Below are 24874 nucleotides of genomic sequence, written 5' to 3'. Positions count from 1 at the left end.
TCCGTGACCGGCCGGTTCAGGACAGTTCACGATCACGGCCGTCAGCCCGCGATCAGATGATCGAACTCGCCGTCCTTGATGCCCAGGAGCATGGCCTCGATCTCGGCGCGCGTGTAGACGAGCGCGGGCCCCTCGGGGAACCGCGAGTTCCGCACGGCCACGTCACCGCCGGGCAGCCGCGCGAACTCCACGCAGGAACCCTGCGAGTTGCTGTGTCGGCTCTTCTGCCAGGCGACGCCGTCGAGCTCGGTCGCGGCCATGCCGTTGTACGCAAATTCAGCCATACCGTTGTACACGTCATCCACGTCGAACACGTCGTGGTCCACAGGTCACTCCCCGGTCGTGCAGTGGCTGAGGTGGCCATAGATGCAGTAGTCAACTGACTCGGATCATAGCTCTGTTCATGTGCAGATGCATGGGCAGATGCACGTGCACGCGGGGTGGTCCTGCGGTTACAGCTTTTACCGTCCCTTGACCACCGGCTGTCGCCCGTCCGACTACGTTCCGCAGCTCACCGAAGTGCGGTACGGACTACATCCGGTCCAGCGCATTCCCCAGAGACCGCATCACATGCGATCTCCAGCCCCCGTCCATGATCTTCCGCGCCATCATCTGTGCGGGATCGTCCGGATCGAATCCCTCGTGTACTAGGAAGAGACGCGTACCGCGCCCTTCCTGTTCCAGTCTCCAGGTAATGGTCCAGTCCGCGGACCGCGGCGCGTTCGCGTCGGCCCACCGGACGCTCAGCATCCGCTCCGGCTCGTAGGCGAGGACACGCACGTCGACGGTGCCGGAGAAGTTCGCGTTGGGGCGCGGGACCGCGGTCAGCGTGTACCGGTGACCGACCTCGAGCCGGAAGTCCTCGGACCCCGGCATCTGCCACTGCGCGAGCAGTCCGGGCTCGGTGAGGGTGCGCCAGACCTTGGCGGGCGGATGCGGCAGGAACCGGGCGACGCGGATGGTGGTGAGGTCGTCATCGGCGACGGGGGCCGGACCCTGCGGACCAGGGTTCACATCCTGCGGATCGGGGTTCACGTCCTGCGGATCGGAGTTCATGTCCTGCGGATCGGAGTTCATGTCTCGGCATCGTCGGGCATGCGGTCCAGGAGGTCGCCGAGGCCCTTCAACCTGTCGTGCCAGAACCGCTCGTACGGATGGAGCCAGTCCTGGACGTCGGCGAGCGGGGCCGCCTCCAGGCGGTAGATGCGCTGTCGGCCCGCGCGCTCCTCGGACACGAGTCCGGCCTCCCGGAGCACCTTGAGGTGTTCCGAGAGGCTGGGGCGCCGCATGGCGAAGTGGTCGGCCAGCGCCTGGACGGGCTGGGGCCCCCGCTCACGCAGCAGCCGGAGCACCTCGCGGCGGGTGGCGTTGGCGAGCGCCGCGAAGAGCCGGTCCTCACGGGCCGCTGGGGCTTCGGCGGGAACACCGGCCACGACGGGGGCCTCAGTCACGGCGGGAGCCCCGGCCACAGCACGAGCCCCGGCAGGGCCGCCGGAGGAAAATCCGACTCCGGCACGCACTCCGGCTGCGGCCTCCGGTCCTGCCCCGGTCCCCGTCATGGCACGCTCAGCACCCTTCGCTCCTACTCCGAGGCCGACTCCAGGGCCCTCTCCGTGATCAGCATCAGACCGTTGCCGTCGAGGTCGCGGAACGAGGCCATGCGGCCCCAGGGAAGGTCGTCGGGCCCCTCCACCGCGACACCCGCGTCGGTGAGCCGCGCGCAGTCGGCGTCGACATCGGTCGTCACCAACATGATCCCCCGGGCTTCGCCGGGCGTGAAACCCCCCATCCCCGGGCCCGAGAGGGTGAAGACGGTCTGCGCCCCCTCGGGCGCCACCTGGAGCCACCGGCCGGACGGCATGTCCAGGTCCGCGGTCACCTCGAACCCGAGGACGTCCCGGTAGAAGCGGAGGGCCCGGTCCTGGTCGGCGACGGGAAGCGTGACGAAGGAGGCGTGGGTGATGTTCATGACGAGGAGGATAGGTAGGAATTTCCCTACGCGTCAACCGTAGGGAAACTCCTACCTATGAGCGTCCCGTCCGGGCACGCCGTCCGGCCACGTCGCCCGGCCACACCTGGCCACATCCGGCCGCACCCGGCCCGTGAACGACCGCACGTCGGTGTTCCCGCAGGGGGCTTCCGGCCCTCCTGATAGCTTGCTGCGATCGTTCGGGCGACCCGCATCCATCCCACCCTTGGGGGCTTCAGTGACCACGGCGACCTTCCCGTCCCGCCACGCGCGCGCGGCGGCCGTGACCGCCGGACTGGCGGCCGCGCTCGTACTGACCGGCTGCAGCAGCGGGAGCGACGACTCCGGTGACCCGTCGGCGAACCCGAGCGCGTCCGCCACGGACGGCGCCGGTACGGGCGGCGGCTCCGGCACCCCGTCCGCGGCGGGCGGCAAGCTCCAGGGCAGCTGGCTCACCACCGCGGGCGGCAAGGCCGTGGCCCTCATGGTCAACGGCAAGCAGGCGGGCCTCTTCGCGACCGGCGGCACCGTGTGCAGCGGCACCTCGTCCGACGAGGCGGGCATGCAGATGATCCGCCTCGCCTGCACGGACGGCAGCAAGAAGCGCGCCGTCGGCATGGTCGACTCCGTCAGCGGTACGACGCTGACGATCACCTGGGAGGGCGGCCTCGGCAAGGAGACGTACACCAAGAGCGAGGGCGGGAAGCTGCCCACGGGGCTGCCCACGGCGAGCCTGGGCTCCTGAGCGGCGCGTCCTCGCGAGATCGCGCGGTCCGTTCCCACGGTCTCCGGCAGCACTACGACAGCGCTCCGGCAGTACTCCGACCAGGCCGCGACAAGACGGGAAGGCCCGCGGACAATACCGGGCGATATCGGCCCCGTGCGGGTGAACGGCCAGGGGCGGGCAACCCCGGTGGACCGGTGTGCGTGATGATCCATGCACATCGTCACGACTCCCGGGGGAACCCATGCGCGCTCTGCCCATCGCCGTCACCGTCCTCGCGGCGGCCCTCGCCCTGACCTCCTGCGACGGCGGCTCCGGCGACTCCAGCAGTCCCGGGAAGTCCGGCGACACGGCCGGCTCGGCGAAGAAGGCCGCCGCCGCGGCCTGCGCGATCGGTGACACCGGGATCCAGGTCGGTCCCGCGAACGCCGCCACGGCCGCCGGGGACACGGGCAACATCCCGGTCACGCTCACCAACAAGGGCGACCGGTGCACCCTGAAGGGCTTCCCCGGGCTCTCCGTGGAGGCGGGCGGCACCTCCGCGAAGATCCCGGCGGACGAGTCCGCGGCGCCGGAGGAGCTGACCCTCGCCGAGGGCGACACCGCGTCCTTCACCATCACCTACGTACGGGGCGCGGAGGGCGACGCGAAGACCCTCGCCGTGAAGACGCTGAAGATCGCCCTGCCCGGCGCCGACACCGCGCAGAGCTTCCCCTGGTCGTACGGTCCGGTCGCGGGCAAGGGATCGGCGAGCGAGCCGAACGCCTCCGTGACGCCGTTCCAGCACGCGGGCGACTGACGAGCGCCACGGTCCCGCGGGCGCGGACACCCCCGGCCCCACCGGAGCGGACATCCCGTCAGTGCCCTTCGCGGGCCGCCGGCCCCGCCGGAGCGGGCGCTCCGCCGATACCCCGCGGGGCCGCCGGCGACCGTGGTCCTACGGAAGGGGGCGCCCGCCCCGGACCCGTGCCCGGTCCGCCGCCGCGGCGCCCTCGTGCCATCCGGCCTCGTCGGTGACACCGCGCATCCGGGTCGTCACCGTTTCCGGGAACATCCGGTCCAGGTGGTCCGCGACCGCCACGTCACGGGCCGCCAGGACCGGCAGCAGTTCCCCCTCCGTGGCGCTCACCTGGTCCTCGGCGACGGACGCGAGCCGATCGCCGATCCGGTGCGCGTACGCGGCCAGGAACGACTGCCGGAAGGTCTTCGTGCGCTTGCGCCCACCCGCCCGCTGCGCGGCCTCCGCCTTCGCCATCGCCGCCGTGGCCTGCACGAGGAGCGAGGTGTAGAGGAGTTCGACCGCTTCCAGGTCGGGTTCGAAGCCGACGACGGTCGAGAAGCAGAGGGCCTCGTTCCACACGGCCCGGCAGCGGTTCGCCCCCGCGACCGCGTCCAGGAGCACCGCCTTGGCCGTCTCGTACGGCGGCTCGACGCCGATGCGGCAGGCGCCGGGCGCGTCCTTCGCGTGGGTCCGGGCCGCGAGCAGCGCCTCGTCGATGCTGTGCCGCGCCATCAGCTCCTGGGCCTTGGCGCTGAGCGCCTCCGCCTCCTCCGGGAACCCGGTCGCCTCCGCCTTCGCGAGCAGGGCGCGGATGCGGGTGAGCATGCGCGTCTCCTGCGGGGCGGAGGCCGTGACCGGTACCCCGGGCGGGTCCAGCGGCTCGATGGAAGGCAGGCGCAGGAGCAGGCGGTAGAGCTCCAGGGCTGCGGTGGCGCGCGAGAAGCGGTCGGTCCGCAGGTCGTGGGGGTCGGCCTCCAGTTCGTCGAGCTGGGCCGCCCAGCGCGCGCCCCGCGACGAGCGGTCGCCCCGCGACGAGCGGTCCCCCTCCCCCTCCTTGAGGATCAGGGAGGCCAGCAGGCGTACGTGCACGTCGTCCAGGTCGCGCCGCACGATCCGTACGACATCGGCGGGCTGCCAGCCGCGCAGCCAGGCCGCCGCGACGAACTCCTCGCCGCGCCGGGCGAATTCGGCGTCGGCGGCCGGGTCGGCGGCGAGCAGGGAGGCTCCGGTGTCGAGGGCCGCGTCGGAGTCGGAGTAGAGGGCGGCCGCGAAGGCGCGCTCCACGGTGCTGGACGTACTCATCCCCCGATCGTGTCACGGGCGGACCGGAGGCCGCCGTACGCCCCGGCGCCGCCGCCGACTCGTCCACACCCTGTGGACAGAGCACCGGTCGCCGTCTCCGGGGCCCCGCACACCTGCCGCGCCCCCTCCCCAGCCCTTCAGGCGTCGCACCGACGCGGCACGAGCACCCCGCGCGCCGACCGTCGACACCGACTGTCAACTTCGGGTTGACACTCCATGACTGTCAACCTACCGTTGACACATGACGACGAACTCACCCGGCAAGGCAACCGTGCGTCTCGACGACCTCATCGAGGCCATCAAGAAGACCCACAGCGACGCGCTCGACCAGCTCCAGGACGCGGTGATCGCGGCGGACCACCTGGGCGACGTGGCCGACCACCTGATCGGGCACTTCGTGGACCAAGCGCGGCGTTCGGGAGCCTCTTGGACGGACATCGGCAGGAGCATGGGCGTCACCCGGCAGGCCGCGCAGAAGCGGTTCGTGCCGAAGGCGGAGGCGGACCTCGACCCCAGCCAGGGGTTCGGCCGTTACACCGAGCGGGCCCGCAAGGCCGTCATGGTCGCGCACGAACAGTGCAAGGCCCTGGGCGGAACCGAGGGGCTGCCCGAGCACCTCGTCCTCGGCCTGCTCGGCGAGCCCGACTCGATCGGCACGCGGGCCGTCACCGCGCAAGGGGTGTCCCTGGACACCGTCCGCGAGGCGGCCGTCGCCGCGCTCCCGCCGGCCGCCGACGAGGTCCCCGAACTGGTCCCGTACGGACCGGCCGCCAAGAAGGTCCTGGAACTCACCTTCCGCGAGGCCCTCCGCCTCGGCCACAACTACGTCGGCACCGAGCACATCCTGCTGGCCCTGCTGGAGTTCGAGAACGGCGAGGGCGTCCTCAGCGGCGCGGGCGTCGGCAAGGCGGCGGCCGAAGGCCACATCGCGCGCATGATCACGGAGCTCGTGAACGAGAAGAACGAGAACGAGAAGGCGGAGAAGGCGGAGAAGCAGGCGTAGGAGTCACCGGCCGCCGGCCGCGCCGCCGGACCGCGTTGTCAGACCCTCCTGCGAGACTCGCCATCATGACCGGGCGCTGGGCTCTCGCTCCGGCCGAGGACGGTGGCGCGGAGATCGCCGCCCTCGGCCCGGACGGGCTGCCCACGGGAGGGGTCCGCCGGGAGGCGGACCTCGCGGAGGCCGTACGGACCCGACCGGACGTGAGCCGGTGGGTGTGGCGGTCGACGGCCGATGTCTATCCGCGACTGCTCGCCACGGGGGTGCGAGTGGAGCGGTGCTACGACATGGAGGCCGCCGAGACCCTGCTGCTCGGACACGAGGGGCGGCTCGGCGAGCCCCGGTCGGCGGCCGCCGCGCTGGCGAGACTGCGCGGCGGCCCCGTACCGCCGGACCCGCCACAGCGTGCCGCCGAGCCCGGTTCGCAGTCCTCCCTCTTCGAACCCCGCCCGGTGCACGTGCCGCTGGCGGACCTCCTCGAGGTCTACGCCGACCAGCAGCGCCGCCATGACGCGACCGCGCACCCGGAACGGATGCGGCTGCTGACGGCCGCCGAGTCCGCGGGGATGCTGGTCGCCGCCGAGATGAACCGGGCGGGGCTGCCGTGGAGCGCGGACGTCCACCGGGACGTGCTGCGCGAACTGCTCGGCGAGCGGTACGCCGGAGGCGGTGAGCCCCGGCGCCTGGCCGAGCTCACCGAGGAGGTGTCCGCCGCGTTCGGGCGGCGGGTCAGACCCGACCTGCCGGCCGACGTCGTCAAGGCGTTCGCGCAGGCCGGGATCAAGGTCAGGTCCACCCGGCGGTGGGAGATCGAGTCGGTCGACCATCCGGCCGTGAAACCGCTGATCGAGTACAAGAAGCTGTACCGGATCTGGGTCGCCCACGGCTGGTCCTGGCTCCAGGACTGGGTGCGCGACGGGCGGTTCCGGCCCGAGTACCTGCCGGGCGGGACCGTCACCGGACGCTGGGTGACGAACGGCGGCGGTGCGCTCCAGATCCCCAAGGTGATCCGGCGCGCCGTCGTCGCCGACCCCGGCTGGCGGCTGGTCGTCGCCGACGCCGACCAGATGGAACCACGCGTCCTCGCGGCCGTCTCCCGCGATCCCGGCCTCATGGAGGTCGCGGGCCGGGAGAGCGACCTCTACCAGTCGGTGTCGGACCAGGCCTTCTCCGGCGACCGGACGCAGGCCAAGCTCGCCGTGCTCGGCGCCGTCTACGGCCAGACGTCCGGCGACGGGCTGAAGAACCTCGCCCTGCTCCGCCGCCGTTTCCCCAAGGCGGTGGCCTATGTCGACGACGCGGCCCGCGCGGGCGAGGAGGGACGCCTCGTGCGGACCTGGCTGGGGCGGACCTGCCCTCCGGCGGCCGGGGCGGGCGAGGGCGGCGGGGAGGAGGCGGGCATCCCGCAGGACGACCCCGCCGACGCCGACGCCACCGAACAAGGCTGGGTGCCCGGCTACGCGTCCTCCGACTCCCGCGCCCGTGGCCGGTTCGCCCGCAACTTCGTCGTGCAGGGCAGCGCCGCCGACTGGGCCCTGCTGATGCTGGCGGCACTGCGCCGCACCTGCTCCGGCCTCGCCGCCGAGCTGGTCTTCTTCCAGCACGACGAGGTGATCGTGCACTGCCCCGCCGAGGAGGCCGACACCGTGGTGGCCGCCATCCGCGACGCGGCCGAACTCGCGGGCCGCCTCACCTTCGGGCCGACGCCGGTGCGCTTTCCCTTCACGACGGCGGTCGTACGGTGCTACGCGGACGCCAAATGAGGCACTCCCCGAGCCGAAGCAGACTTCGCCTCCGCCCGTCACCGGGCAGTCCACCGCGCCGACGACCTCCGCGACCCGCCCGTCCGTAGGCGACCCACCGCACCGACAGCTTCCGCGCCCCCGTCACCAGGCACCACGTCGCACCGCAGCTCCCGCGATCCGCCCGCCCCCGGCACCCCGTCGCACCGCGGCTCCCGCGATCCGCCCGTCACCAGTAGCCCATCGCGTCGGCGGCCTTCTCGGTTCGCCGTCCCCGGCGTTGCCGCGCCAGCAGCTTCCGCAGCTCGCTGTTCCTGGCGGTCGATCGCCCCGGCGGTCCATCGCCCCGACGGTGTTCCCGGTTCGCCGTCCCCGGCGCTTACCGCGCCAGCAGCTTCCGCAGTTCGCCCGTCACCGGGCTGTCCGTCTCCTCCAGGGCCTCCAGGGCCGACGCCCACTCCCGGTGGGCCGCTTCGATGTCGCCGCGTTCCTGCAGCAGCAGGCCGCTCTGGTGACGGGCGAGGCCTCCGGTGTAGCGGTCGGCACGACGGTCGGCCCGGCACCGCAGCAGATCGCACTCGCGCGCGGCCCGTTCCCAGTGGCCGACCTCGCGCAGGGCCCGCACCAGGCCCAGCCTGGTCTGTGACTCGCCGTGCCAGTCGCCGTGGCCGCCCAGGATGCGCAGACTCTCCTCGAAGTGCGGTACGGCGGCGGCCGGTTCGCCGAGCGTGAGATGGGCGTAGCCGATGTTGCAGTGCGCGGAGTGCCGGATGATCACGTCCTGCACGGCGTCGCCGATGGCGAGACTGCGCTTGTGGTGTTCGATGGCGGCCCGCGGGTCGGTGTGCTCGTACAGGTTGCCGAGGTGGCTGTAGGTGATGGCCTCCATGTGCGGGTCGCCCAACTCCCGCGAGAACTGCAGGCTCTGGAGCAGGGCTTCACCGGACTCGGCATGACGGCCGAGGGATTCGAGGAGCATGCCCCGGTTGTTCAGAGCCCGCCGCAGACAGGAACGTGCCCCGAGACGGCGCCAGATCGCGAGCGCCTCGTCGTTCAGGGTGAGGGCCTCGCCCACCCGGCCCGTCATGAAGTGCAGACCCCCGAGGTCGCCGAGCGCGTACGCCTCCGCGGCCTCGTCGCCGAGCAGCCGCGCCGCCGCGAGCGCGGCCCGTTGAAGGACCTCCAACTCGGCCACACGGCCACTGCGTTGGACGTACGGGTTGAGCATGCGGGCCAGCAGGGGGAAGTACGGCGAGCTGTGCGCGTACCGCTCCGCCAGCGCGACCACGTTCACCAGTTCCGTGTCGCCCCAGGCGAAGGCCTCCCGCCCGGAACGGAACGGGGGCGTGGCCGCCACGTCCGCCGCGTGCCCGGCCGGCTGCGAGGCGGTCGGCCTGGTGCGGTCCTCCTTGTCGAGACCGGGTTCGAGGATCGCTTCCAGGGAGCGGGCCGCGACACCGGCGTACCAGCGCAGGGCCCGCTCGGCGACAACCACGTCATGGCCGGGAGGCACGGCACCGTCGGCACCGCCCGGAAAGACCCGACCGTCACCACCCGAAAAGACCTGCCCGGCACCGCCGAGGACGGCGACGGACTCAGCCGCGGGAGCGGCCGCGCCAGCACCCGTGCCCGCCGTCACGAGGACGCACTCCGCCGCGCCCGCGATCTCCCGGGCGAAATCCCGTACGAGATCGTGCGGCGCGTACCGCCCGTAGGCGGTCTCCTCCAGGAGGGCGACGTCGACGAGGCGGTCGAGCGCGGCCTCGGCGCGGCGTTCGTCGGTGCCGGTGAGGCGGGCGACGAGGGCGGCTCCGTAGGCGGGCAGGTCGAGCGCGCCGATACGGCACAGGGCGAGCGCCGCGTCCCGGTCGGCCTCGCGCTCGGAGGCGCGCAGCGCGTCGTGCGCGACGGCCAGTGAGCGGCGCACACTCAGGTCGTCGTACTCCAGATGGTGCAACCGCCCTTCCGTGGCGGCCAGTTGACCGGCGAGGGCATCGGGGGTCAGGGCGCGGCGGGCGGCGAGACGGGCCGCGACCACCCGAAGGGCGAGCGGCAGCCGGCCGGTGAGTTCGACCAGGGGGTGGCCGCCGTCGAGTCCGTCCCGGCGGCCGGAGACCGCGCGGAGCAGAGCCGCGCTGTCCTCGTCCGTCAGCGGCGCGAGCGGGAAACGGTCGGCTCCGTCCAGGGCGGTGAGCGGCGAGCGGCTCGTCACGATCACCGCGCAGCCCGCCCCGGCCGGCAGCAGCGGCCGCACCTGGGCGGCGTGCGCCGCGTCGTCCAGCACCATGAGGGTGCGGGTGGGCGCGAGCATCGACCGGAGCAACGCCGCCGCCGCGTCGGGGTGTTCGGGGACACGGCGGGGTTCGGCCCCCAGGTCGCGCAGGAGCGCGGCGAGCGCCTGACCGGCGGTGAGCGGGGTCATGCCGGGGGTGGCGCCGTGCAGGTTGACGTACAGCTGACCGTCGGTGAATCGTTCCCTCAGCCCGTGTGCGACGTGCAGCGCGAGCGCGCTCTTGCCGACACCCGCCATCCCGCTGATCACCGCGACGCGGGGCATCCCGGCGGCGAAGTCTCCGCCGGAGGACCGGCCGCGCGCGTCCCCCCGCGTCCCGTCGGACTCCCCGGCGGCCGTCGTGGCACCGGGCTCGCCCCCGGACGCACCGGCGGACGCACGTGCGGATGCCCGGCCGCCGGCGTCACCGTCCGGGTACGCCGCTTCCTCCGGGCGCGGGAGGCGCACGGAGCGTTCCGGGTCCAGGATCTGGAACAGCCGGTCGCGGACGTCCTCGCGTCCGGTGAAGTGGGCCGGGGGCGGCGGAAGTTGGGCGGGCCGGGGCGGGGAGGCGATCTCCTGTCCACCCCGGGCGGCGCCGTCCGTCGGCTCCTCCGCCCCGCCGTCACCGCCGGGACCGGCGTTCCCGTCCCGGCCACCGCTCCCGTCCTGGTCGTCGCTTCCGTCCCGGCCACCGCTCCCGCCCCGACCGACGTTCCCGCCCTGGTCGGCACCACCGCCGCGACCATCACTCCCGTCGCGGCCACCGCTCCCGTTCCGGTCGTCGCTTCCGTCCCGGCCACCGCTCCCGTTCCGGCCGTCGCTCCCGTTCCGGCCGTCGCCCCCGGCGCGGTCGGCGCTCCAGCCGTCGTCCCCTGCTCGGTCCCCGTCGTCGGACCTGCGCCTGGCGCCCTCGCCGCCCCTGGCGCCCTCGCCGCCCTCACCGCTCCAGGCGCCGGCCCGGTCCCGGCCGGCGTTCCTGCGCCGGTCGCCGCCCTTCCTCCGGTCCACTCCCCCACCGGGGATCCCACCGCCGCTCCAGCTCCCGCCCGGGCCCCCGGCACCGGAGGCGCCCCGGTCCCCGGCACTCCCCTCACCCCGGGTCACGTCGGCGGCGCGGACCTCACCCGGGACCCGGTCGTTGTCCCGCAGGATCTCCAGGTGGGCCGTGCGCACGGCCGGGCCCGGCTCGATGCCGAGTTCGTCGACCAGGCGGGCCCGCAGGTCGCGGTGGACGGCGAGGGCCTCGGCCTGGCGTCCGGCACGGTGCAGGACGAGCATGAGGAGCCGGTGGAACGACTCGCGGAGCGGATGCTCGGCCGTACGGGCGGCCAGCTCCGGCGCCAGGCGGTCGAGCCGCGAGGCCGTCGGGTCGAGGCACAGCTCCGCCTCGTAGCCCCACTCCAGGACGAGCAGCCGGGCCTCCTCCAGGCGCTGGACGAAGGCGTGCCCGCCGATCTCGGGCGGCAGGCCGCTGAGCGGGGTGCCGCGCCACAGCGCGAGCGCGGCGGTGGACTCGCGCAGCGCCCGCCCCCAGTCGCGCTCGGCGTGCGCGTCACGCGCGACGGTGGCGTGCCGCTCGAAGACGCGGACGTCCAACTCGCCCTCGCCGACCCGCAGGACGTACCCCGGCGGCACCGCGCGCAGCCGCTCCGGATCGTCGAGGAGACGACGCAGCCGGGTCACGTGGTTCTGCAGGGACGCCTGGGCGGAGGCGGGCGGCGCACCGCCCCACAACGCGTCCTTGAGCACGTCGACGGAGACGACCCGGCCCGGTTCGAGGAGCAGTGCGGCCAGCAGGGCACGCATCTTCCGACTGCCGATCGAGACGACCGCGCCATCGGCGTCGTACAGGACCGGCGGGCCCAGCAGTCCGAACCGCAGCCCGTTCCGCATCACGCCGCCCATTGCCTTTCCGCCCGGCCGCGCCGGCCGCGCACCACGGCGGTTTCGCGCCCTCTCGAGACGAGTTCACGCCGGTCAAGTGATCGTCCCCGAGGGAACCGTTGGCCATATGTTAGCGATCCGTTGGCGCGGGCTGATGTGATCAAGCCATCGGATCTGGCCCGACGGTGCGCGCGTACTACGCGTAACTCGGGGGAGTGTCGCCGCCGTGGCCGGATCCGGGGACGTCAGAGGCCCCGGTTGTCGAGGTGATCGACCGGGGCCTCCGTCCGTACGAAATTCCGTACGAAATCCCCGCACGCGATCTCTACACGCGATCTCCGTACGAAATCCCCCACCCCACCACACACAGACCCTCCGCGGGATTCCCGTGGCGGGATCCCGCGGAGGACCGCGGTGCAGGAGCGATGCGCAGAGCCGGGGGCAGGGCTCAGATGACCGGCGGGCGGCCGAGACGGGTGAGCCGCCAGACCGTCCGCCACCGCATCGGGCGCCGTTCCCCTCCGGAGCGCCGCAGCCCCTCCGCGAATCCGCCGAACCAGGCCCTCAGCCCGCCGACCGACCGCGTCCGCAGCAGCGTGAGCACGATCCAGACACCCAGGTGCACGGGGATCAGCGCCAGGGGCAGCCGACGACGGGTGAGCCAGACCCGGTTGCGGGCGGTCACGCGGTAGTAGATGGCGTGCCGGGCGGGTGAGGTCTTGGGGTGCTGGAGGAGCAGTCCGGGCTCGTACAGCACGGTCCAGCCCGCGTCGATCGCCCGCCAGGCGAGGTCGGTCTCCTCGTGCGCGAAGAAGAACTCGGCGGGCCAGTCCCCGGTCTCGGCGAGCATCGGCATGGACAGCGCGTGGCCGCCCCCGAGGAAGCCGGTGACCGGTCCGCCGCGCATCGGGTCCTTGGCCCCGACCCTCGGTACGTGGCGGCGCTGCGTCTCCCCGTTCTCGTCGGCGATGCGGAATCCGACGATGCCGAGCCGCGGCCGGGCGGCGTACAGATCACGCACCTTGCGCAGCACGTCGGCGTCGACGAGGAGCCCGTCGTCGTCGAGTTCGACGACCACGTCCACGTCCCCGAACTCACGGAGCCGGCTCAGGCCCACGTTCCGGCCGCCGGGGCAGCCGAGGTTGTCGTCCACCTCGATGGTGGTCACCTCGCCCGGCAGACCGAGGCGTTCGGCGAACTCGGGCAGCGGGCAGCCGTTGCCGACGATCACGATCCGGGTGGGCGCGACGTCCTGCTTGGCCACGGAGGTGAGCAGCGCGTCGACCTCGACGGGCCGGTTGCCCATGGTCACCACGGCAACGGCGATCCGTGGCCCCTCCTCCACCTGCGACACGACACCCACCCCATCCCGGCCGACGACTGTGCCGCGATGCTAGTCGTTCACCGGGATTCCCCCTGACGTACTCCGCCGTGTCCGTCGTACGTACATACCTATATCAGCCCATACGCCCACGACAGGGAGCGTCGCTTCTCCTGGCGGCGGACTGATTCCGGCCGTGACCGGCCCGTCCCCGCCGCCGGGGACGGGGCCCGACCACCGGTCGGCCCGACCACCGGTCGACTCGACTACCGGTTGCCGAGGAGCGGGTTCATGCTGGTGGGAGCGGCCCGGCGCCCCTGGGCGTCCCCGGTGACCACCGGGGACGCGCGCGGTCTCCCGGGCCGGGGACAGCGGGCGCCCGGTCCACCGCCGACGGACGCCACCAGGTTCCGGAGGGCGCCATGAGCTCACCATCCGTCCCGCCGCCCGCGCCGCTGCCCCCACTGGGACCCGGGGCCACGGACAAGGGCCTCAAGAGCGGCGCCCTGAGCCTGTTCTCCAGCACGGTGATCGGGCTGGCCTCCACCGCCCCCGCCTACAGCCTCGCGGCCACCCTCGGCGTCATCGTGGGCATCGTGGGCTTCCAGTCGCCGATCGTGGTCGTCCTCTCGTTCGTCCCGATGTTCCTCATCGCCTACGGCTACAAGGAACTGAACCGGGCGGACCCCGACTGCGGCACCACGTTCACCTGGGCGGCGCGGGCCTTCGGCCCCCGGACCGGCTGGCTGGGCGGCTGGGGCATCGTCGCGGCCGACATCATCGTCATGGCCAACCTGGCCCAGATCGCCGGCGCGTACGGCTTCCAGCTCGTCGGCGCGGACGGGCTGGCGCAGGACACCTTCTGGGTCACCTTCGTCGGCGTCCTGTGGATCGCCGTGATGACCCTGATCTGCTACATCGGCATCGAGCTCTCGGCCAACCTGCAGAAGGCGCTGCTCACCATCGAGGTCGCGGTGCTGCTCCTGCTGTCGGTCACCGCACTGGTCAAGGTGTACGGGGGCACGGCGCCGAGCGTCTCCTCGGAGCTGTCGTGGTCGTGGTTCAACCCCTTCGAGATCGACTCGTTCGACGACCTGACCAAGAGCATCCTCGCCGGAGTGTTCATCTACTGGGGCTGGGACACCGCGGTGTCCGTGAACGAGGAGACCGTCGACCGCGACCGCACGCCCGGCCGCGCGGCCGTCATCTCGACCGTCGTCCTGCTGCTCGTCTACGTCATGGTCACCACGTCCGCGCAGGCGTTCGCCGGGGTCGGCGACAAGGGCATCGGCCTGGGGAACCCGGACAACTCCGGAGACGTCCTCTCCAGCCTCGGCGCCGAGGTCTTCGGCACGGGGGGCTGGGGCACGGTCGCCACCAAACTCCTGATCGTCATGGTCCTCACCTCGGCGGCGGCCTCCACCCAGACGACGATCCTCCCCACGGCCCGCACCACCCTGTCCATGGCCGCCTTCAAGGCCATCCCGCAGCGCTTCGCCCGCATCCACCCCCGGTTCCTCACCCCCACCTGGTCCACCGTGGGCATGGGCCTGGCCTCGATCGTCTTCTACGTGATGCTGACCCGGGTGAGCGAGAACGTCCTGGCCGACTCCATCGGCTCGGTCGGCCTGATGATCGCCTTCTACTACGGACTCACGGGCTTCGCCTGCGTCTGGTACTACCGCAAGGTCCTCACCCGCAGCACGCGCGACCTGTGGACGCGCGGCATCATGCCGGGCCTCGGCGGTCTGCTGCTGCTCTACTTCTTCGTCAACGCCTGCTTCGTGTACGCCGCCGCCGACTACGGCAGCACCTCGTGGACCCTGCCGTTCCCGCCGCACCGGCAGCTCGGCGGCGTCTTCGTCACCGGTGTCGGCGCCCTCCTCCTCGGAGCCGTCCTGATGTTCCTGTACAGCGCGTTCCGCCCGTCGTACTTCCACAAGGAGACGATCCCGGTCTCGTCCCACGACCGGACGAGCCACTGATCCGCTCACGCCCCGAGGCATTCCGAACGAACGAGAAAACCCCAGGTCAGAGACATCTGACCTGGGGTTCCGATGGAGCCGCCTTCGGGATTCGAACCCGAGACCTACGCATTACGAGTGCGTTGCTCTGGCCATCTGAGCTAAGGCGGCGCGCTGTCCGCACTTATGGTGCGATCAGCAACGTCGGTAAGTCTACACAGTTTCTGGGAGTGCTCCGTACACGCCCCCGGGCGGGTGCTCCGCAGGTGGTCGGCAGGGCTATGAGCAGCGCTTTCCCTTCTCGGGAGGGACGCCCTGGAGGAGGTAGCGATCGATCGCGGAGTCGATGCAGGCGCTGCCGCGTCCGTAAGCGGTGTGGCCGTCGCCGACGTAGGTGAGGAGGGTGCCGGAGGAGAGCTGGGAGGCGAGGGACCGGGCCCAGGGGTACGGGGTCGCCGGGTCGCGGGTGGTGCCGACGACGAGGATCGGCGCCGCGCCCTTCGCCTCGATGCGGCGGGGCTCGCCGGTGTTCCCGACGGGCCAGTACGCGCAGTTGAGCGAGGCCCAGGCCAGGCCCTCGCCGAAGACGGGGGACGCCTTCTCGAAAGCGGGGAGGGACCGCTCCACCTGGTCCGGGCCGGAGAAGGCGGGGGGCAGGTCGAGGCAGTTCACGGCGGCGTTGGCGGACATCAGGTTCGCGTACTGCCCGTCGGCGTCCCGCTCGTAGTAGCTGTCGGAGAGGGCGAGCAGACCCGCGCCGTCGTTCCTCCTCATCGCGGAGGTGAGCGCGTCACGCAGCTGCGGCCAGGACGACTCGTCGTACATCGCCGTGATCACCCCGGTCGTCGCGAGCGCCTCCCCGAGCTTGCGGCCGTCCGGGTCGCCCGCCGGGATCGGCTTCTTGTCCAGCTGCCGGAAGAACGCCTTCAGGTTCCTGCCCACCTGGTCCGGGCTCGTGCCCGCGTCGCCGAGCGGACAGTCGCTGTGCCGCACGCAGTCCTTCGCGAAGGACTGGAACGCCGTCTCGAACCCCGCCGTCTGCTCCTTGTTCAGCCTGCGCGCGTCCAGGGACGGGTCCAGCGCGCCGTCCAGGACGAGCCGGCCCACCCGGTCCGGGTAGAGGCCCGCGTACGTCGCCCCCAGGAACGTCCCGTAGGACGCCCCCACGTACGTCAGCTTCTCGTCGCCGAGCACCGCCCGCAGGATGTCCATGTCACGGGCCGCCTCGACGGTGGAGACGTGCCTCAGCACATCGGGCGAGTGCGCCCCGCAGCCCTCGGCGAACTTCTTGAAGGCCTCGACGAGCTGATCCGTCTCCCGGCCGTCGTCCGGCGTGGTGTCCGTCTGCGTGTACGCGTCCATCGCCCGGCCGTTGAGGCATTCGACCGGTTCGCTGCGGGCCACTCCCCGCGGGTCGACCGCGACCATGTCGTAGCGGGCCCGGACCTCCGCCGGATAGCCGATGCCCGCGTACGACTGGAGATAGTTGACCGCCGAACCGCCCGGTCCTCCCGGGTTGACCAGCAGCGAACCGAGCCGCTTGCCCGGTCCCGTGGCCTTCGCGCGGGAGACCGCCAGCCTGACGTCGCCCGAGCCGGGCTTGTCGTAGTCGAGCGGTGCCTTCATCGTGGCGCACTCGAAGCCGGGGACACCGCAGCTGCGCCAGTTCAGCTTCTGCCCGTAGTACGGCGCCAGCGCCGACGGTGTGTCGCGCGGCAGCGGGGTGAGCGCCGCCCCGGTCGGCGCGGCCGTCCTCGTGGAACTCCCGGAGGAGCCTCCCGAAGGGCTTTCCGAGGAGCAGGCGGAGACGAGCAGCGCCACGGCGGCCAGCAGGGCGCCGCCCGCTCGGAGGGGTCGGGCCTGCCGTGGGGTGCGCCTCATGTGCATCCCGCGAGCGTAACCTTGCGCGATCATTCGATCACCTTCAGTCGCGTAAGCGGCTCGTACGAGTGACCCGGTCAACCCGCTCCCGGACGTGCCGCCCGCGGCCGGGCCGGCCGGGTCCCGCCACCGGACGGCCGCCACCGCCAGGGGCGGGCGCGAGGGGACGACCGGCCGGGGTCAGCCCGCCCGGAGCGCCATCGTCATCGCCTCCACCGCCAGCAGCGGAGCGACGTTGCGGTCGAGTGCCTCGCGGCACGCGGCGATCGCGTCGATACGGCGCAGGGTCGACTCCGGCGAGCTGCCGCGGGCCAGCCGCTCCAGCACGTCCTCCGCCTCCGCGTTGGCGATGGCCAGGCGGGAGCCGAGCTGAAGGGCGAGCACATCGCGGTAGAAACCGGTGAGGTCGATCAGGGCCAGATCCAGGCTGTCGCGCTGCGTACGCGTTCTCCGGCGCTTCTGCCGGTCCTCCAGCTCCTTCATGACGCCCGCCGTGCCCCGCGGCATCCGGCCGCCCTGGGCCGCGCCGAGCGCCGCCTTCAGCTCCTCGGTCTCCTTGACGTCGACTTCCTCGGCGAGCTGTTTCGCGTCCTCCGACGCCGTGTCGATCAGCTCCTGGGCGGCCTTGAGGCAGCCTCCGACGTCATCGATCCGCAGCGGGAGCTTGAGGACGGCGGCGCGGCGCTGACGTGCGCTCGGGTCCGTCGCCAGGCGACGGGCCCGCCCGATGTGACCCTGCGTCGCGCGCGCGGCGGCCGCCGCGACGTCGGGCTCGATGCCGTCACGGCGCACGAGGATGTCGGCGACGGCCTCCACCGGAGGGGTGCGCAGCGTGAGCAGCCGGCAGCGGGAGCGGATGGTGGGCAGCACGTCCTCGATGGAGGGGGCGCACAGGAGCCAGACCGTGCGGGGAGCGGGCTCCTCGACGGCCTTGAGCAGGACGTTGCCCGCGCCTTCCGTGAGACGGTCCGCGTCCTCCAGGACGATGACCTGCCAGCGGCCCCCGGCGGGGGACAGCTGGGCGCGACGGACCAGGTCCCGGGTCTCCTTGACACCGATGGAGAGCAGATCGGTGCGGACGATCTCCACATCGGCGTGGGTGCCGACCAGGCTCGTGTGACAGCCGTCGCAGAACCCGCAGCCGGGGATCCCGCCGAGCGCGCGGTCGGGGCTCACGCACTGCAGCGCGGCCGCGAACGAACGCGCCGCCGTGGAACGGCCGGAGCCGGGCGGCCCGGTGAACAGCCAGGCGTGCGTCATCTTGGACGCCTCGGGGAGCGGGGCGTTCGCGGCGGCCGCCGTGACGAGGGCGTCGGCGTCCCGGGCAGCGGCGGCGAGCTGCTCGCCCACCTTCTCCTGTCCCACCAGGTCGTCCCACACAGGCATGGGCTCCGCCCTTCCGTCGTGCTTTGTCTCGCGTCGTCCATTGTGCGGGTCGCCACTGACAGCGGGCACACCCGACCGGTCAACCGGCCCGAAACCGGGCCGGGTGGGCCTGGGCGGGCCTGGCCCGGCGGTCCGAAGCCGGACCCGGACCGGGCCGTCGCCCGTGGACCACGGCCCGCCGGGCACCAGCCCCAGTGGGCCGGGGCCGGGCCCGGCCCGAGTCCGGCCCTCGGCCGCCGGGCTTCATCCGGCGCAGCCCGGCACCCACCGGTTCGACGGCCCGGCCCAGGGCCTCGGTCTTCTGCCCTCGGCCCTCAAGCCCTCAGGCCTCGGCCCGACTAGCGTCGCCGCCCGCCGCGGCCCTGCTCGCGGCCCTCGTCCCAGTCGTCCTCGTCCCCGCGCGGGCCCAGCAGTTCGTCCGCCAGGGTCGGAAGGTCGTCCAGCGGGGTCTCCTCGGCCCAGTCGGGGCGGGGCCTGCGGCGCGGCGCGCCCGTCTCGTCCACCTGCGGCAGTTCCCGCGTGCGGTCGGAGGGACCCTCGGACCCCGCCGGCCGCTCGTCGCGGAAGAAGCCCCGGGGCATCCGGTCCGTGGGGTCGCCGGACGGTCCGTCGGCGGTCCCCGCGTCCCTGCCCCGTACCGGAGGAAGGACGGCCGTCTCGTCGGCCGCACCCGGGCCCGGGGAGACGGGCGGCAGCACCGCCGTCTCGTCCGCCGCCCCGCCCGGGACCGGCGGCTTCGGCAGCGTGGCCGTGTCCTCGACGTCGGAGCGGGATCCCACGCGCTTGCCCGAGCGGCCCCCGTCCGGCCGTACGGGAGGGAGCACGGCGGTCTCGTCGACCGCCGCCGGATCGGTGACGACGGGCGTGGGCACCGTCGTCTCGTTGTCGGACACGGAAGCCGCCACGGCCCACGAAGGCGTGGAGGCGGAACGGGAGGCGGACGGTGAGGGCGCCGACGAGGACGGGGACACCGAGGCCGCCGAAGCCTCACCGGCGTCACGTGCCGTCCCGGCACCGGGCTCCGCCCCCTTCGGGCCCTCGGCCCTCGGGGCCGTCCCGGCGCCCGACACCACGGCCTCGGCCGAAGCCGCCGCGGCCGCCGAGGCGGCGGCGGCCTCCGCCGCGATCCGACGGGCCTCCTCCGCCCGCAGCAACGCCTCCTCGGCCTTGCGCTGCTTCTCCAGACGGCGCGCCTCGGCCTCGGCGCGCAGCCGCGCCTCCTCCTCGGCCTGCCTGCGGGCCCGCTCCTGCTCCGCGGCGCGGGCCTCTTCCTCGGCGAGAAGGCGGAGCCGCTCCTCCTCGGCGCGGCGGCGGGCCTCCTCGGCGCGCTGCCGGGCCTCCTCCGCCTGGCGCTCGGCCTCGCGCCGCTGGGCCTCTTCCAGCTCGCGCCGCTTGCGCTCCTCCTCCTCGGCGCGCAGTTTCGCGAGCTGCTCCTGGCGCTCGCGCTCCAGGCGCTCCTCCTCCGCCTTGCGGGCGGCCTCCTCCTCGGCCTTGCGCCGGGCTTCCTCCTCGGCCTTGCGCCGGGCCTCCTCCTGGGCCTTCACCTCGGCCTCGGAGAGGGGCAGCATGACGTCGAGCCGGTGCCGTACGACCGTGGTGACGGCCTCGGGCTCCTGCGCGGCGTCGACCACCAGGTAACGGCCCGGGTCGGCGGCGGCGAGCGTCAGGAAACCGGACCGCACGCGCGCGTGGAACTCGAGCGGCTCCGACTCCAGCCGGTCGGGCGCCTCGGTGAACCGCTCGCGGGCGGCTTCCGGAGACACGTCCAGCAGAACGGTCAGATGCGGTACGAGCCCGTTCGTCGCCCACCGGTTGATGCGGGCGATCTCCGTGGGCGACAGGTCGCGCCCGGCGCCCTGGTAGGCCACGGACGAGTCGATGTAGCGGTCGGAGATGACGATGGCGCCCCGCTCCAGCGCGGGACGGACGACCGTGTCGACGTGCTCCGCGCGGTCGGCGGCGTACAGCAGGGCCTCGGCGCGGTGCGAGAGGCCCGCGGAGGACACGTCGAGGAGGATCGATCGCAGCCGCTTGCCTACCGGCGTGGCGCCCGGCTCACGGGTCACCACGACCTCGTGGCCCTTGGCGCGGATCCAGTCGGCGAGGGCCTGCGCCTGGGTGGACTTGCCGGCCCCGTCGCCGCCCTCCAGGGCGATGAAGAAGCCGCTCGTCGCGGGCACCTGCGCCGGGTCGTCGCCGCCGCGCAGCGCGTCCAGCAGGTCCTTGCGCAGCGGCACGCCGGAACGGTCGTCCACCTTGGCGAGCACCAGGGCGGCGACGGGCAGCAGGAGCGCGCCGACCAGCATCAGGGTGAAGGCGGCGCCGCCGTGCGCGAACACGAACTTGCCGTTCTCCAGACGGTGCGGGCCGATCGCGGCGGCCACCAGCGGCGCCACGATCGCGCCGACCGCCACGAAGACCCGTACGACCGCGTGGAGGTGCTCGGTCGTGCGGACCCGCCGGAAGTCCTCGGTCTCCTGGTCGAGCAGCGCGTGCCCGGTGTTGGCGGCGACACCCGCGCCGAAACCGGCGAAGGCGACGATCAGCAGCACGGTGGTGACGTCCGGGACGAGACCGGCGGCCAGCAGCGCGATCCCGGTGAAGGCGATCGCGAGCGCGAGCAGCCTGCGCCGCGACAGCGACGGGAGCAGAGAGGGGGCCGTACGGATGCCGGCGACGACGCCGCCGGTCAGGGCGAGCACCAGCAGCCCGTACGTCACCGGGCCGCCGCCCAGGTCGATGGCGTCCAGCACGGAGACGGCGACGGCGGCCGAGATCGCCCCGGCGACGGCCGCGCAGGCCGGTACCAGGAGCGGGATCGCGCCGGTGCGGCCCTTGTCACCGGCGGTGCCCGTCTTCGGGCGGCGCAGTCCTTCGAGCGGCGACCGCGCGCGCGGGGTGCGGGCGTCGGGCAGTTCGAGGAAAGTGATCACCGACAGGGAGGCCGCGAACAGTCCGGCCGCTACGTACGAGGCGAGCGCCGCCTGGTGCAGGTGGAACCAGTCGATCCCGGCTCCCAGCATGTTGCTGACGAGGGAGACGACGACCAGGGTGAGGGCCGCGAGCGGCAGCGCGACGAACCCGGTGCGCAGGGACAGCCGTCGCAGCGCGTCCATGTGGTCCGGCAGCGGGCGCACGGCGGCACCCTCCAGGGGCGGCGCGGGCAGCAGCGCGGGCGCCGCGCTCTCCCGGCACACCGTCCAGAACCGCTCGGCGACTCCGGACACGAAGACGATGACCAGGAGCACGGCGGGCGCGTTGTCCGGGGTCCAGTCGATGAACAGCGGCGCGACAATGAGGAGCGCGGCCCGCAGGCCGTCGGCCCCCAGCATGGTCCAGCGCCGGTCGAGGGGGCCGTCGGGGGAGGTGAGTGACGTCAGGGGCCCCAGGAGCACGGCTCCGAAGAGCAGCGTCGCGAGGACGCGCGCCCCGAAGACGGCCGACACGGCGAGGGCGGCCCCGCGGGCGCCGCCTCCGAAGGAGCCCTCGGAGACCGCCGCCTGGAGGACGAGCATGACCAGGACGAGCAGGGCCAGCGCGTCCGCGACACCTCCCACGAGATGTGCGCTCCACAACCGTTTCAGCTGCGGTTGACGCAACAGTGCGCGGACGGCACGCTCGCGCGAATCCGCGACCAGGGCTTCGTCGGGGGCCCAGTTGTGGGCCGTTGGCTGCTCGGCTCGCGTCATCCTGCCAGCCTATCCGGACCCGCTGACTCCCCGAAGGGGTGCCCGAACAAACGGACGCCCCCACACCAAATGGTGTAGGGGCTTCCGCTCTGCGACAGGGGCCGGCGGGTGGCTCAGCCTTCCGAGGACGCCGTCTTCTTCGCGGCGGTCTTCTTCGCGGGCGCCTTCTTCGCGGCCGCCGTCTTCGAAGCCGTCGTCTTCTTGGCGACGGTCTTCTTGGCCGGTGCCTTCTTGGCGGGCGCCTTCTTCGCGGCCGTCTTCTTCGCGGTCTTCTTGGCCGGGCCCTTGGCGCGCTTCTCGGCGAGGAGCTCGTAGCCGCGCTCCGGCGTGATGTCCTCGACGCTGTCGCCGGAGCGCAGGGTCGCGTTGGTCTCGCCGTCGGTCACGTACGGCCCGAAGCGGCCGTCCTTGACCACGACCGGCCTCTCGCTGACCGGGTCGGTGCCCAGCTCCTTCAGCGGCGGCTTGGCGGCCGCGCGGCCCCGCTGCTTGGGCTGGGAGTAGATCGCCAGCGCCTCTTCCAGCGTGATGGTGAAGAGCTGGTCCTCGGTGGTCAGCGACCGCGAGTCGGTGCCCTTCTTCAGGTACGGGCCGTAGCGGCCGTTCTGCGCGGTGATCTCGACGCCCTCGGCGTCCGCGCCGACGACGCGCGGCAGCGACATGAGCCGGAGCGCGTCCTCCAGGGTCACCGTGTCGAGCGACATCGTCTTGAAGAGCGAGGCGGTGCGCGGCTTGACGGCGTTCTTGCCGGTCTTCGGGGTGCCCTCGGGGAGCACCTCGGTGACGTAGGGGCCGTAGCGGCCGGCCTTGGCGACGATCTGGTGACCCGTCTGCGGGTCGGCGCCCAGCTCGAAGTCACCGCTCGGCTTGGCGAGCAGCTCCTCGGCGAGGTCGAGCGTCAGCTCGTCCGGGGCCAGGTCCTCGGGGACGTCGGCGCGCTGGTGGTTCTCGGCGTCCTTCTCCCCGCGCTCGACGTACGGACCGTAGCGGCCCACGCGGAGCACGATGTCGTTGCCCACGGGGAAGGACGACACCTCACGGGCGTCGATGGCGCCCAGGTCGGTGACGAGCTCCTTGAGGCCGCCCAGGTGGTCGCCGTCGCCGTTGCCCGCGTCGGCGGCGCCGGTCACCTCACCCTCGCCGAAGTAGAAGCGCCTGAGCCACGGCACGGCCTGCGCCTCACCGCGGGCGATGCGGTCGAGGTCGTCCTCCATCTTGGCCGTGAAGTCGTAGTCGACGAGCCGCCCGAAGTGCTTCTCCAGAAGGTTGACCACGGCGAACGACAGGAAGGAGGGCACCAGGGCCGTCCCCTTCTTGAAGACGTAACCGCGGTCGAGGATCGTGCCGATGATCGACGCGTACGTCGACGGGCGGCCGATCTCGCGCTCCTCGAGCTCCTTGACCAGGGAGGCCTCGGTGTAGCGGGCCGGCGGCTTGGTGGCGTGGCCGTCGACCGTGATCTCCTCGGCGGACAGCGGGTCGCCCTCGGCGACCTGCGGGAGCCGGCGCTCACGGTCGTCGAGCTCGGCGTTCGGGTCGTCCGCGCCCTCGACGTACGCCTTCAGGAAGCCGTGGAAAGTGATCGTCTTGCCGGACGCGCTGAACTCGGCGTCCCGGCCGTCGGCGGAGGTGCCGGCGATCTTCACGGTGACGGAGTTGCCGACCGCGTCCTTCATCTGAGAGGCGACGGTCCGCTTCCAGATCAGCTCGTACAGCTTGAACTGGTCGCCGGTCAGTCCCGTCTCGGCGGGGGTGCGGAAGCGGTCGCCCGAGGGGCGGATCGCCTCGTGCGCCTCCTGCGCGTTCTTGACCTTCCCGGCGTACGTACGCGGCTGCGCCGGCAGGTAGTCGGCGCCGTACAGCTGGGTGACCTGGGCGCGGGCGGCGACGACGGCCGTGTCCGACAGGGTCGTGGAGTCCGTACGCATATAGGTGATGAAGCCGTTCTCGTACAGCTTCTGCGCCACCTGCATGGTCGCCTTCGCACCGAAGCCGAGCTTGCGCGAGGCCTCCTGCTGGAGCGTCGTCGTGCGGAACGGCGCGTACGGCGAGCGGCGGTAGGGCTTGGACTCGACCGAGCGGACGGCGAAGTCCGTGTCCTGGAGTGCGGCGGCGAGCGTGCGGGCGTTCGTCTCGTCCAGGTGGAGCGTGTTCGCGCTCTTGATCTGGCCGAGCGAGTCGAAGTCACGGCCCTGGGCGACGCGCTTGCCGTCGACCGAGGTCAGACGGGCGACGAGGCTGGACGGGTCGCTCGCGTCACCGGTGCGGCCGGTGCCGAAGGTGCCGGTCAGGTCCCAGTACTCGGCGGACCGGAAGGCGATGCGCTCGCGCTCCCGCTCGACGACGAGCCGGGTCGCCACGGACTGGACGCGGCCCGCCGACAGACGCGGCATGACCTTCTTCCACAGGACCGGCGAGACCTCGTAGCCGTAGAGGCGGTCGAGGATGCGGCGGGTCTCCTGCGCGTCGACCATGCGCTTGTTGAGCTCGCGCGGGTTGGCGACGGCGCTGCGGATCGCGTCCTTGGTGATCTCGTGGAAGACCATCCGGTGGACGGGCACCTTGGGCTTCAGGACCTCCAGGAGGTGCCACGCGATGGCCTCGCCCTCGCGGTCCTCATCGGTGGCGAGGAAGAGTTCGTCGGAATCCTTCAGCAGGTCCTTGAGCTTCTTGACCTGGGCCTTCTTATCGGCGTTGACCACATAGATCGGCTGGAAGTCGTGTTCGACGTCCACACCGAGGCGGCGGACCTCGCCGGTGTACTTCTCCGGCACCTCGGCGGCGCCGTTGGGGAGGTCGCGAATGTGCCCGACGCTCGCTTCGACGACATAGCCGGGGCCGAGGTAGCCCTTGATCGTCTTCGCCTTGGCAGGCGACTCGACGATGACGAGTCGGCGGCCGCCGTGTGCGGTGTCGCTGGTCGGGGACAACTTCGCTCTTCTCTCCGGTCGACGCG

General features: G+C 72.8%; 16 protein-coding genes and 1 tRNA gene. 5 read left to right on the top strand and 12 right to left on the bottom strand.

Annotated features, from left to right (window positions below):
• Positions 1-41: 41 nt before the first annotated feature.
• From ACICHK_RS22020 to ACICHK_RS22005, 4 genes are all read right to left on the bottom strand, one after another.
• A complete protein-coding gene (locus tag ACICHK_RS22020) occupies positions 42-326 on the bottom strand; it encodes a DUF397 domain-containing protein (RefSeq protein ID WP_151472535.1) in 285 nt (94 codons plus the stop codon).
• Between the two features lie 205 nt (positions 327-531).
• On the bottom strand, positions 532-1056 hold the full coding sequence (locus ACICHK_RS22015) for an SRPBCC domain-containing protein (RefSeq protein WP_406841284.1): 525 nt from the start codon (positions 1054-1056) through the stop codon (positions 532-534).
• 17 nt (positions 1057-1073) lie between these two features.
• Positions 1074-1451, bottom strand: a complete 378-nt coding sequence (locus ACICHK_RS22010) for an ArsR/SmtB family transcription factor (RefSeq protein WP_406838248.1) — start codon at positions 1449-1451, stop codon at positions 1074-1076.
• 131 nt (positions 1452-1582) lie between these two features.
• On the bottom strand, positions 1583-1969 hold the full coding sequence (locus ACICHK_RS22005) for a VOC family protein (RefSeq protein WP_406838247.1): 387 nt from the start codon (positions 1967-1969) through the stop codon (positions 1583-1585).
• 238 nt (positions 1970-2207) lie between these two features.
• On the opposite strand from ACICHK_RS22005, the gene ACICHK_RS22000 reads away from it, so the two are divergent.
• Positions 2208-2714, top strand: a complete 507-nt coding sequence (locus tag ACICHK_RS22000) for a hypothetical protein (protein ID WP_406838246.1) — start codon at positions 2208-2210, stop codon at positions 2712-2714.
• A 223-nt stretch (positions 2715-2937) separates the two neighbouring features.
• Positions 2938-3492, top strand: coding sequence for a DUF4232 domain-containing protein (locus tag ACICHK_RS21995; protein WP_151472531.1), 555 nt, complete (start codon positions 2938-2940; stop codon positions 3490-3492).
• 138 nt (positions 3493-3630) lie between these two features.
• On the opposite strand, the gene ACICHK_RS21990 is transcribed toward ACICHK_RS21995, so the two are convergent.
• Positions 3631-4776 (bottom strand): DUF2786 domain-containing protein, encoded by a 1146-nt coding sequence (locus ACICHK_RS21990; protein WP_406838245.1) that lies wholly within the window; start codon positions 4774-4776, stop codon positions 3631-3633.
• A gap of 241 nt (positions 4777-5017) precedes the next feature.
• Between ACICHK_RS21990 and ACICHK_RS21985 the strand changes: the two genes are divergently transcribed.
• Complete coding sequence (locus tag ACICHK_RS21985; RefSeq protein WP_406838244.1) at positions 5018-5779, top strand: Clp protease N-terminal domain-containing protein; 762 nt, start codon at positions 5018-5020, stop codon at positions 5777-5779.
• 65 nt (positions 5780-5844) lie between these two features.
• Positions 5845-7539, top strand: coding sequence for a bifunctional 3'-5' exonuclease/DNA polymerase (locus ACICHK_RS21980; RefSeq protein ID WP_406838243.1), 1695 nt, complete (start codon positions 5845-5847; stop codon positions 7537-7539).
• A 358-nt stretch (positions 7540-7897) separates the two neighbouring features.
• Here ACICHK_RS21980 and ACICHK_RS21975 read toward each other — a convergent pair whose 3' ends face one another.
• Both ACICHK_RS21975 and ACICHK_RS21970 read right to left on the bottom strand, forming a co-directional pair.
• Positions 7898-11686, bottom strand: coding sequence for a BTAD domain-containing putative transcriptional regulator (locus ACICHK_RS21975; RefSeq protein WP_406841283.1), 3789 nt, complete (start codon positions 11684-11686; stop codon positions 7898-7900).
• Between the two features lie 439 nt (positions 11687-12125).
• Entirely contained in the window at positions 12126-13040 is a 915-nt protein-coding gene (locus ACICHK_RS21970; RefSeq protein ID WP_151472527.1) for a glycosyltransferase family 2 protein, read from the bottom strand.
• A gap of 380 nt (positions 13041-13420) precedes the next feature.
• On the opposite strand from ACICHK_RS21970, the gene ACICHK_RS21965 reads away from it, so the two are divergent.
• Positions 13421-14983 (top strand): APC family permease, encoded by a 1563-nt coding sequence (locus ACICHK_RS21965; RefSeq protein ID WP_151472526.1) that lies wholly within the window; start codon positions 13421-13423, stop codon positions 14981-14983.
• A gap of 73 nt (positions 14984-15056) precedes the next feature.
• Here ACICHK_RS21965 and ACICHK_RS21960 read toward each other — a convergent pair.
• The 5 genes from ACICHK_RS21960 to topA form a co-directional block, all read right to left on the bottom strand.
• Positions 15057-15133 (bottom strand) — tRNA-Thr (locus ACICHK_RS21960).
• A 108-nt stretch (positions 15134-15241) separates the two neighbouring features.
• Positions 15242-16849, bottom strand: coding sequence for an alpha/beta hydrolase (locus ACICHK_RS21955; protein ID WP_406838242.1), 1608 nt, complete (start codon positions 16847-16849; stop codon positions 15242-15244).
• Between the two features lie 174 nt (positions 16850-17023).
• A complete protein-coding gene (locus tag ACICHK_RS21950) occupies positions 17024-18229 on the bottom strand; it encodes a DNA polymerase III subunit delta' (protein ID WP_406838241.1) in 1206 nt (401 codons plus the stop codon).
• Between the two features lie 338 nt (positions 18230-18567).
• Entirely contained in the window at positions 18568-21918 is a 3351-nt protein-coding gene (gene tmk / locus ACICHK_RS21945) for a dTMP kinase (RefSeq protein ID WP_406838240.1), read from the bottom strand.
• A gap of 113 nt (positions 21919-22031) precedes the next feature.
• A complete protein-coding gene (gene topA / locus ACICHK_RS21940; RefSeq protein ID WP_406838239.1) occupies positions 22032-24848 on the bottom strand; it encodes a type I DNA topoisomerase in 2817 nt (938 codons plus the stop codon).
• Positions 24849-24874: the final 26 nt, after the last annotated feature.

Origin of the sequence: Streptomyces sp. AHU1, assembly GCF_045343905.1 — a bacterium.
In the GTDB taxonomy this organism is placed as follows: Bacteria; Actinomycetota; Actinomycetes; order Streptomycetales; family Streptomycetaceae; genus Streptomyces; species Streptomyces triticiradicis.
The sequence above is the reverse complement of the archived record's forward strand: the minus strand, read 5'-3'. Positions and strand labels throughout refer to the sequence as shown.